This window comes from Streptomyces sp. NPDC026417 (assembly GCF_055567695.1).
The window spans coordinates 68,145-77,556 of sequence record NZ_JBVHPY010000023.1; the positions used below are offsets into that span (position 1 = coordinate 68,145).

Here is a 9,412-nt window from a genome sequence, read left to right on the forward strand (position 1 = left end):
TGCCCCGCACGCCCCCTGACAGCGCTGTTCCCCGCCCGTGCCCCACGAGCCGCTCGCCGGCCCGCCCTTAGGAGTGGTTGTCATGAAGGACGCCTTCGGTCTCCCCCAGTCCCTGCTGATCCTCGGCGGCACGTCGGAGATCGCGCTCGCCACGGCCCGCCGGCTGATCACCCGCCGCACCCGCACGGTGTGGCTGGCCGCCCGCCCCTCCCCGGCCCTGGACAGCGCGGCGGCGCAGCTGCGGGACCTCGGCGCGGACGTGCGCACCGTCGCCTTCGACGCGCTGGACCCCGAGTCCCACGAGACCGTCCTCGGCAAGGTGTTCGCCGAGGGGGACATCGACATGGTGCTGCTCGCCTTCGGCGTCCTGGGCAACCAGGCACGCGACGAGAACGAGCCCGCCGCCGCGGTGCGGGTCGCGCAGACCAACTACACCGGCGCGGTCTCGGCGGGGCTGGTGAGCGCGCGGGCCCTGCAGACGCAGGGGCACGGCTCACTGGTGGTGCTGTCCTCGGTGGCCGGGGAGCGCGCCAGGCGCGCCAACTTCATCTACGGGTCGAGCAAGGCCGGGCTGGACGCCTTCGCGCAGGGCCTGGGCGACGCGCTGCACGGCACGGGCGTGCACGTGATGGTCGTCCGGCCGGGCTTCGTCCGTACCCGGATGACGGCCGGACTGACGGAGGCGCCGCTGGCGACCACGCCCGAAGCGGTCGCGCTGGCCGTCGAGACCGGGCTGCGGCGGCGCTCGGAGACCGTATGGGTGCCGGGGGCACTGCGGCTGGTGATGTCCGCGCTGCGGCACGTGCCCCGGGCGGTGTTCCGGCGGCTGCCGGTCTGACGGCCGCCGCGCGTGCCGCGCGGGCTTCCGCGCGGCGCCGCGACGGCGGTCAGCGGGCCGGCAGCGTGGTGTCGCGCTGAGCGGGCGCGCCGGCCTGCGGGGGCACCACCGCGCCGCCGAAGGCGAAGTCGCGCAGCTTGCGCCAGACGCCGTCGGCGCCCTGTTCGTAGAGCGCGAAGCCGGTGCACGGCCACTCGGCCGCGTACGCGGACAGTTCCTCGTACGCCCGGTCCATCGCCGCGTCGTCGATGCCGTGGGCCACCGTGACGTGCGGGTGGTACGGGAACTGCAGCTCGCGGGCGACGGGGCCGGAGGGCTCGCGGACCTGCTGCTGCAGCCGGCTGCAGGCCTCGGCGCCCTCCACCACCCGGACGTAGACCACGGGCGACAGGGGCCGGAAGGTGCCCGTGCCCGAGAGCCGCATCGGGAAGGGCCGGCCGGCCGCCGCGACCTCGACGAGGTGTCCCTCGATCGCGGGCAGCGCCGAGGCCTCCACCTCGGTCGGCGGCAGCAGGGTGACGTGCGTGGGGATGCCGCAAGCCGCGGGGTCGCCGAAGCCCGCGCGCCGCTCCTGGAGCAGGCTGCCGTGAGGCTCCGGGACCGCGATCGACACGCCGATCGTTACGGTCCCCACGTCGTCTCCTGTCGTCGGTCGGGTCGGTTGTCTTGTCGTTCCGTCGTGGCCTCCCGGGCAGGGGTGGCCGCTCCTTCAGCTATCGACTGTACGGCGGTGCGGCCCGTTACCGGATGTCGTCCGGGACGACGGCCGGCCGGCGGGCCCCGCGCTCAGTGCTTGGCCGGCAGGAAACCGACCCGGTCGTACGCCTGGGAGAGCGTCTCCGCGGCGACGGCGCGGGCCTTCTCGGCCCCCTTGGCCAGGATCGAGTCGAGCGTCTCCGGGTCGTCCAGGTACTGCTGGGTGCGCTCCCGGAACGGCGTCACGAAGTCGACCATGACCTCGGCCAGGTCCGTCTTCAGCGCACCGTAGCCCTTGCCGGCGTACTTCTGCTCCAGATCCGCGATACCGGCTCCGGTGAGCGTGGAGTAGACGGTCAGCAGGTTGCTGACACCCGGCTTGTGCTCGGGGTCGTACCGGACCACCGTGTCCGTGTCGGTGACCGCGCTCTTGACCTTCTTGGCCGTCGCCTTCGGCTCGTCGAGCAGGTTGATGAGGCCCTTCGGGGTGGAGGCCGACTTGCTCATCTTGATCGTCGGGTCCTGGAGATCGAAGATCTTCGCCGTCTCCTTGAGGATGTACGGCTTGGGGACCGTGAACGTCTCGCCGAAGCGGCCGTTGAAGCGCTCGGCCAGGTCGCGCGTGAGCTCGATGTGCTGGCGCTGGTCCTCGCCGACCGGTACCTCGTTGGCCTGGTAGAGCAGGATGTCCGCGACCTGCAGCACCGGGTACGTGAAGAGGCCGACGGAGGCCCGCTCGGCGCCCTGCCGGGCGGACTTGTCCTTGAACTGGGTCATGCGGCTCGCCTCGCCGAAGCCGGTGAGGCAGTTCATGATCCAGGCGAGCTGGGCGTGCTCCGGGACGTGGCTCTGCACGAAGAGCGTGCAGCGGTCCGGGTCGAGCCCGGCGGCGAGCAGCTGGGCCGCGGCGAGCCGGGTGTTGGCGCGCAGGGCCGCGGGCTCCTGCGGAACAGTGATCGCGTGCAGGTCGACGACCATGTAGAACGCGTCGTGGGACTCCTGCAGGGCCACCCACTGGCGCACGGCGCCGAGGTAGTTGCCGAGGTGGAACGAGCCCGCGGTGGGCTGGATTCCGGAGAGCACGCGCGGACGACGCTGCATGGCGGAGCCATCCCCCTGAGGGCGGTGGTGGGTGACGGGCGGGCGGTCAGAGGCCATGTCCACCATTCTCTCAGGTACCGGGACCCGGTCAGGAACTGGTCGGGAGGAGACGCGAAACGATCCGTTGCCGTCGGTGCGTCCCACCCGCGCGGACACGGGAGGCGGGCCGGGTGTCCCGGCGACGCGGACGCGGCGCGGCGCGATCCGCCGATGAGACGAGGAACACACCCGCCCCGACGTCAACGGCCCCTCAGGCCCCCTGCGGACAAGCAGAGAGCACGCCCCCCCCACACAGCCCGTCCGGCGCTTCAGGACAAGCACGGAGCGCGGCCCGAACAGCCCGTCCGGCGTTTGAGGACGAGCGCGGAGCGCGATGGGGGGTCCGGGGGCGCAGCCCCCGGGACGGGACAGGAAGGGGCGGAGGGGGCGAAAAAACCCGGACCCGGCCCTCCCCCCCTCGTCGCGAGACGGCAGGACAGGGAGACCGAGGGGCCGGCGAACCGGCCGCCACGGCCTCCGCGTCAGCCGAGGTCGATCTCCGGGTACAGCGGGAAGCCCGCCAGCAGGTCGGTGGCCCGGTGGGAGATCTCGTCCGCGATCTTCGGATCGAGCACGTGCTGCGCCTTGGACGGGGCGCCCTTGGCCGTGGTGCCGGGCTCGGCGGCCGTGAGGACGCGGTCGATCAGCCCGGCGACCTCGTCCATCTCGGCCGTGCCCAGACCACGGGTGGTCAGCGCGGGCGTGCCGATGCGGATACCGGAGGTGTACCAGGCGCCGTTGGGGTCGGCGGGGATGGCGTTGCGGTTGGTGACGATGCCCGAATCCAGCAGCGCCGTCTCGGCCTGGCGGCCGGTGAGGCCGTGGGAGGAGGCGACGTCGATCAGGTTCAGGTGGTTGTCGGTGCCGCCGGTGACCAGGGTGGCGCCCCGGCGCATCAGCCCCTCGGCGAGGGCGCGGGAGTTGTCGACGACGGCGCGCGCGTAGTCGCGGAACTCGGGGCGGCGGGCCTCGGCGAGCGCGACCGCCTTCGCGGCCATCACGTGCGGGAGGGGACCGCCGAGGACCATCGGGCAGCCGCGGTCGACCTGGTCCTTGAGGGAGTCGTCGCACAGCACCATGCCGCCGCGCGGGCCGCGCAGCGACTTGTGCGTGGTGGTGGTGACGATCTGGGCGTGCGGCACCGGGTCGAAGTCGCCGGTGAGGACCTTGCCGGCGACGAGACCCGCGAAGTGCGCCATGTCGACCATCAGCGTCGCGCCGACCTCGTCGGCGATCTCCCGCATGATCCGGAAGTTCACCAGGCGCGGATAGGCGGAGTAGCCGGCGACGATGATCAGCGGCTTGAACTCACGGGCGGAGGCGCGCAGGGCCTCGTAGTCGATGACGCCGGTGGCCGGATCGGTGCCGTACGAGCGCTGGTCGAACATCTTGCCGGAGATGTTCGGGCGGAAGCCGTGGGTGAGGTGGCCGCCGGCGTCGAGGGACATGCCGAGCATCCGCTGGTTGCCGAACGCGGCGCGCAGCTCGGCCCAGTCGGCGTCGGTCAGGTCGTTGATCTGGCGGACACCGGTCTTCTCCAGGAAGGGCACCTCGACTCGGGCGCCGAGGACGGCCCAGAAGGCGACCAGGTTGGCGTCGATGCCGGAGTGCGGCTGGACGTAGGCGTGGCGGGCGCCGAAGAGCTCGCGGGCGTGCTCGGCGGCCAGGGACTCGACGGTGTCGACGTTGCGGCAGCCGGCGTAGAAGCGGCGGCCGACGGTGCCCTCGGCGTACTTGTCGCTGAACCAGTTGCCCATGGCCAGCAGGGTGGCCGGGGAGGCGTAGTTCTCGGAGGCGATCAGCTTGAGCATCTCGCGCTGGTCGGCGACCTCCTGGCCGATGGCGTCGGCGACCCGGGGCTCCACGGCCCGGATCACGTCGAGGGCGCTGCGGAAGGCGGTGGACTCGGTGGAGAGGGGCTCTGGCATGACGGCCTCCGGTCGTGGCGTTCGATCACGGTTCGGCCCAGGCGCACGGCACTCGGTGTCCGTGCCCGCCCGTGGACGTCCGGGCCCCTCGGCCCTGAGTCGTCGGGCCCGGGGTCCGGGGACGGCCCCCGGCAGATCACGGCACGGGCCGCTCCCCGATGGTCGGTCCCATCCCAGCGCGCCAGTCACGGCCCGTCGGCCAGCCTACCGGGCGCGCCGGATCACGGGGTTCCCCGGTCCACCATGCGAGCGACGATAGAAAAAGAGGTCACAGCCCTCCACCGGACTCCTCCCCCGCACCCCCTCCTCCCCCTCTGTCGTACGAAACGGAGCCCCCGTGACCGCTGCGGAGACCACGCAGGCGTTCATCGCCTCGGCCGAGGCGCACAGCGCGCACACCTACGACCCGCTGCCGGTCGTCGTGGCCACGGCGGACGGCGCCTGGATGACCGATGTCGAGGGCCGCCGCTTCCTCGACCTGCTGGCCGGGTACTCGGCGCTCAACTTCGGGCACGGCAACCGCCGGCTGATCGACGCGGCCCGGGCGCAGCTGGAGCGGGTGACGCTCACCTCGCGGGCGTTCCACCACGACCGGTTCGCCGCGTTCTGCGAGGAGCTGGCCCGGCTGTGCGGCATGGAGCTGGTGCTGCCCATGAACACCGGGGCGGAGGCGGTGGAGACGGCGGTGAAGACGGCCAGGAAGTGGGGCTACCGGGTGAAGGGGGTCCCGGACGGGCGGGCCAGGATCGTGGTCGCGGGCGACAACTTCCACGGACGGACCACCACGATCGTCAGCTTCTCGACCGACACCGAGGCGCGGGCGGACTTCGGGCCCTACACCCCGGGCTTCGACATCGTGCCGTACGGGGATCTCGCGGCGCTGCGCGCGGCGGTCACCGAGGACACGGTCGCCGTGCTGCTGGAGCCCATCCAGGGCGAGGCGGGGGTACTCGTGCCCCCGGCCGGCTACCTGCGGGGTGTACGGGAGCTGACGCGCGAGCGGAACGTGCTCTTCGTCGCGGACGAGATCCAGTCGGGGCTGGGCCGGACCGGGAGGACCTTCGCCTGCGAGCACGAGGGGGTCGTGCCGGACGTGTACGTGCTCGGCAAGGCGCTGGGCGGCGGGGTGGTGCCCGTGTCGGCCGTGGTGTCGAGCCGCGAGGTGCTCGGGGTGTTCCGTCCCGGGGAGCACGGGTCGACGTTCGGCGGGAACCCCCTCGCCTGCGCGGTGGCCCTGGAGGTGATCGCCATGCTGCGGTCGGGCGAGTACCAGCGGCGGGCGGCGGAGCTGGGGGACCATCTGCACCGGGAGCTGGGCCTGTTGGCGGACACGGGCCGGGTGACAGCGGTCCGCGGGCGCGGGCTGTGGGCCGGCGTCGACATCGCCCCCGGCCACGGCACGGGCCGGGAGGTGTCCGAGAAGCTGATGGACCGTGGGGTCCTGGTCAAGGACACCCACGGCGCCACCATCCGGATCGCGCCGCCGCTGGTCGTCTCCAAGGAGGACCTGGACTGGGGACTCGCCCAACTGCGCGCCGTTCTGGGCGTCTAGGGGGTGTGGCCGCCACGTCGGCCGTCTGCGGCCCGCGCCGCCCTTAGGGTCGTTTCGTGCTCTTCGGAATGTTGTGTGCCCTCGGTGCGGCGGTCTGCTTCGGTACGGCGACGGTGCTGCAGGCGATCGCCGCGCGGGCGGCGGCGGGCGACGGGCCCGGGGGCGACGCGGCGCTGCTGCTGCGGGCGCTGCGGCAGTGGCGGTATCTCGCCGGTCTGGCGCTCGACGGTCTCGGCTTCCTGCTGCAGGTCGCCGCGCTGCGGTCGATCCCCATCTACGCGGTGGGGGCGGCCCTCGCGGCGAGTCTCGCGGTGACGGCGGTGGTCGCCGCACGGCTGCTGGACGCCCGGCTGAGCCGGGTCGAGTGGGGCGCCGTCTGGGTGGTGTGCGCGGGGCTGGCCATGCTGGGTCTGTCGGCCGGCACGGAAGGGGAGAAGGCCGGTTCGACGGCGTTGGCGTACGCGATGCTCGGCACCGCGGTGGCCGTGCTGCTCGCGGGCGCGCTGGCCGGGCGGCTGCCCGAGCGGGGCCGGGCGCTGACCCTCGGACTGGGTGCCGGTCTCGGTTTCGGCGTGGTCGAGGTGGCCGTCCGTCTCATCGACGACCTGTCCCCGGGGGCGCTGGTCGCGAACCCGGCGACGTACGCGCTGCTGCTGGGGGGAGGGGCCGCGTTCCTGCTGCTCACCTCTGCCCTGCAGCGCGGCTCGGTGACCACGGCGACGGCCGGGATGGTCGTCGGCGAGACCATCGGCCCCGCACTGGTGGGGGTGATCTGGCTGGGCGACCGGACCCGGGAGGGCCTGGCCTGGCTGGCGGTCCTCGGGTTCCTGGTGGCGGTCGCGGGGGCGCTGGCACTGGCGCGGTTCGGAGAGGCACCGGCGCCGGAGGAGGCGCAGCCGGTCGACGCCCGGGAGTAGGAGGTGTCGTTCGGATCACCCCGGGTCGGCGGCGCCCGGCACGGCACCTCGCCGCGTTGTCGCACCACCCGAGTACGCCCGGTGCGCGGGTCGTGCTCCGCCTTGCGAGGCACCGACCCGGCGCCGCGGCCTGATCCGAGCCGATCCCGGCGACACCCCCTGGGCCCCGCCGCCACGGGCGCGGCCGCGGGAAGCGCTACGGCAGGGCGCGGCACAGGGCGTCCAGCGCGCCCGCCCAGGCGTGGTCCGGGGGTGTGCCGTAGCCGACGACGAGGGCGTCGAGGGGGTCGGTCACGGCGTCGGGATGGCGGTGGCGGGAGAGGCCGTGAACGGCCAGGCCCTGCCAGGCCGCGGCGCGGACCACCGCCTGTTCGGTGCCGGGCGGCAGCCGGAGAACCGCGTGCAGGCCCGCCGCGATGCCGGTGGCGCGCACCTCGGGGGCGCGGGCGGCCAGCGCGGCGACCAGCGCGTCCCGCCGGCGCCGGTGGCGGAGGCGGGCGGCGCGGACCTGGCGGTCGTACGCACCGGACGTGATGAACTCGGCCAGGGTGAGCTGGTCCAGCACGCCGGAGGACCGCCCCGTGCCGTTCTTCACCGACAGGACCTCCGCCGCCCACGACGGGGGCAGCACCAGCCAGCCGAGGCGCAGCCCGGGGGCCAGCGACTTGCTGGCGGTGCCCATGTACACCACCTGGTCCGGCGCGAGGCCCTGCAGGGCGCCGACCGGCTGGCGGTCGTAGCGGAACTCGCCGTCGTAGTCGTCCTCCAGGATCAGGTGGCCGGTGCGCCGGGCCCGGTCCACGACCGCCGCCCGCCGGTCCGGGTGGAGGGGCACTCCCATCGGGAACTGGTGCGCGGGCGTCAGCAGGACCGCCCGCGCACCGGCCGGATCGCCCGGACGGGTGCCCAGTTCGTCGAAGGGCAGGGGCACGGTGCCGAGGCCCGCCCGGTGCAGCAGGTTCCAGTGGACGTCGAGGCCGTACGACTCGACGGCGAGAGTCCGCAGACCCCGCTGCCGCAGCACCGTGCCGAGCAGCGCCAGGCCGTCCGAGAAGCCGGCGCAGATGACGATGCGGTCCGGGTCGGCGCGTACGCCGCGGGCCCGGGAGAGGTAACCGGCGAGGGCGGTGCGCAGTTCCACCCGGCCGCGCGGGTCGGGGTAGCCGAGGGCGTCGTGCGGCGCGGCGGCCAGCGCCCGGCGGGCCGCCTTGAGCCACTCGGCGCGCGGGAAGGAGGCCAGGTCGGGGGTTCCGGGGACGAGGTCGTAGGCGGGCCGCCCGGTCCGGCGTCCGGGGGGCGCCGCCCCCGGCGCGGGCTGCGGGACCGTCCGCTGCGCCACGCGGGTCCCCGAGCCCTGGCGGGCGGTGAGCCAGCCCTCGGCGACGAGATCTGCGTACGCGTCGGCGACCGTGTTGCGGGCGATGCCCAGGTCTGCGGCGAGGGAGCGGGAGGAGGGCAGGCGGGTGCCCGGGGCCAGCCGGCCGCCGCGGACCGCCTCGCGCAAGGCGTCGGTCAGCCCCCGCCTCACGCCGGTCCCGGACCGCTCCAGGTGCAGGTCGACGCCGAGCGCGGCCCCCGGGAGGGACGCCTGCGGGTCGTCCGGCCGGTCCGAAGTGGCCCACTGTTTCGCCATGGAAATGGACCATACCCGTGGGCTACTGCGCTCGTAGGGTCGAGCACATGACGACGAACGAGAACACCGCGACGACCACCGCGTACGCCGCCGAGGAGGGCCCGCGGCTGGAGTGGGCGAAGCTGGCGCCCGATGTCTACAAGGCCATGGTCAAGCTCGACGCGGCGGCCCGGCGGGGGCTGGACCCGCTCCTCCTGGAGCTGGTGAAGATCCGCGCCTCGCAGCTCAACCACTGCGCGTTCTGCCTGGACATGCACACCAAGGACGCGCTGGCCGCGGGTGAGAGCGTGGAGCGCGTCGTGCAGCTCAGCGCGTGGGAGGAGTCGAGGCACTTCTACACGGAGAAGGAGCTCGCGGCGCTCGCGCTCACCGAGGCGGTGACCGTGCTGACGGGCGGGTTCGTGCCGGACGAGGTCTACGCGACGGCCGCCGAGCACTTCGAGGAGACCGAACTGGCGCAGCTGATCGCCGCGATCACGGTGATCAACGCCTGGAACCGGTTCGGCGTGACCTGCCGGCTCGTGCCCGGCCACTACGAGGCGGGCCAGTACGCGTAGCGGGCCGGGGGGGGGGGGGGGGGGGGGGGGGGGGGGGGGGGGGGGGGGGGGGGGGGGGGGGGGGGGGGGGGGGGGGGGGGGGGGGGGGGGGGTCGGGGGGGGGGGGGGGGGGGTCCAGCTCCTCGACCGCCGCGCGCAGCTGCTTGAAGGC

General features: G+C 74.2%; 8 protein-coding genes and 1 riboswitch. Of the genes, 4 read left to right on the top strand and 4 right to left on the bottom strand.

The genetic code is table 11. The features are described from left to right. The first annotated feature begins 82 nt into the window (after window positions 1-82). Window positions 83-838: a decaprenylphospho-beta-D-erythro-pentofuranosid-2-ulose 2-reductase gene (locus ACZ4NT_RS30710; protein WP_121405601.1), complete on the top strand. Its 756-nt coding sequence runs from the start codon at window positions 83-85 to the stop codon at window positions 836-838. 49 nt (window positions 839-887) lie between these two features. On the opposite strand, the gene ACZ4NT_RS30715 is transcribed toward ACZ4NT_RS30710, so the two are convergent. The 3 genes from ACZ4NT_RS30715 to ACZ4NT_RS30725 all read right to left on the bottom strand — a co-directional run bounded on the left by ACZ4NT_RS30715 (window position 888) and on the right by ACZ4NT_RS30725 (window position 4,602). Continuing rightward, the gene (locus ACZ4NT_RS30715; protein ID WP_121405600.1) at window positions 888-1,472 is read right to left on the bottom strand and encodes a 2'-5' RNA ligase family protein; all 585 of its coding nucleotides are present in this window, start codon (window positions 1,470-1,472) and stop codon (window positions 888-890) included. A 152-nt stretch (window positions 1,473-1,624) separates the two neighbouring features. Continuing rightward, window positions 1,625-2,635, bottom strand: a complete 1,011-nt coding sequence (gene trpS, locus ACZ4NT_RS30720) for a tryptophan--tRNA ligase (protein ID WP_121405599.1) — start codon at window positions 2,633-2,635, stop codon at window positions 1,625-1,627. Window positions 2,636-3,156: 521 nt separating this feature from the next. Next, window positions 3,157-4,602: a glycine hydroxymethyltransferase gene (locus tag ACZ4NT_RS30725; protein ID WP_467728441.1), complete on the bottom strand. Its 1,446-nt coding sequence runs from the start codon at window positions 4,600-4,602 to the stop codon at window positions 3,157-3,159. 117 nt (window positions 4,603-4,719) lie between these two features. Then, a riboswitch (ZMP/ZTP riboswitch) is annotated at window positions 4,720-4,801 on the bottom strand. 138 nt (window positions 4,802-4,939) lie between these two features. Here ACZ4NT_RS30725 and rocD point away from each other — a divergent pair. Beyond that, a complete protein-coding gene (gene rocD / locus ACZ4NT_RS30730) occupies window positions 4,940-6,154 on the top strand; it encodes an ornithine--oxo-acid transaminase (protein WP_121405597.1) in 1,215 nt (404 codons plus the stop codon). Between the two features lie 68 nt (window positions 6,155-6,222). Further along, the gene (locus ACZ4NT_RS30735; RefSeq protein ID WP_467728462.1) at window positions 6,223-7,071 is read left to right on the top strand and encodes a DMT family protein; all 849 of its coding nucleotides are present in this window, start codon (window positions 6,223-6,225) and stop codon (window positions 7,069-7,071) included. Between the two features lie 196 nt (window positions 7,072-7,267). On the opposite strand, the gene pdxR is transcribed toward ACZ4NT_RS30735, so the two are convergent. Then, complete coding sequence (gene pdxR, locus ACZ4NT_RS30740; protein ID WP_467728442.1) at window positions 7,268-8,704, bottom strand: MocR-like pyridoxine biosynthesis transcription factor PdxR; 1,437 nt, start codon at window positions 8,702-8,704, stop codon at window positions 7,268-7,270. Window positions 8,705-8,751: 47 nt separating this feature from the next. Between pdxR and ACZ4NT_RS30745 the strand changes: the two genes are divergently transcribed. Then, on the top strand, window positions 8,752-9,261 hold the full coding sequence (locus tag ACZ4NT_RS30745) for a carboxymuconolactone decarboxylase family protein (protein ID WP_121405595.1): 510 nt from the start codon (window positions 8,752-8,754) through the stop codon (window positions 9,259-9,261). Window positions 9,262-9,412: the final 151 nt, after the last annotated feature.

What these genes read in the sequence shown, in the direction of transcription:
- ACZ4NT_RS30710 (WP_121405601.1), top strand. Translation starts at nt 83, where the DNA reads ATGAAGGACGCCTTCGGTCTCCCCCAGTCCCTGCTGATCCTCGGCGGC.
- trpS (WP_121405599.1), bottom strand. Translation starts at nt 2,635, where the DNA reads ATGCAGCGTCGTCCGCGCGTGCTCTCCGGAATCCAGCCCACCGCGGGC.
- ACZ4NT_RS30725 (WP_467728441.1), bottom strand. Translation starts at nt 4,602, where the DNA reads ATGCCAGAGCCCCTCTCCACCGAGTCCACCGCCTTCCGCAGCGCCCTC.
- ACZ4NT_RS30735 (WP_467728462.1), top strand. Translation starts at nt 6,223, where the DNA reads ATGTTGTGTGCCCTCGGTGCGGCGGTCTGCTTCGGTACGGCGACGGTG.
- pdxR (WP_467728442.1), bottom strand. Translation starts at nt 8,704, where the DNA reads ATGGCGAAACAGTGGGCCACTTCGGACCGGCCGGACGACCCGCAGGCG.
- ACZ4NT_RS30745 (WP_121405595.1), top strand. Translation starts at nt 8,752, where the DNA reads ATGACGACGAACGAGAACACCGCGACGACCACCGCGTACGCCGCCGAG.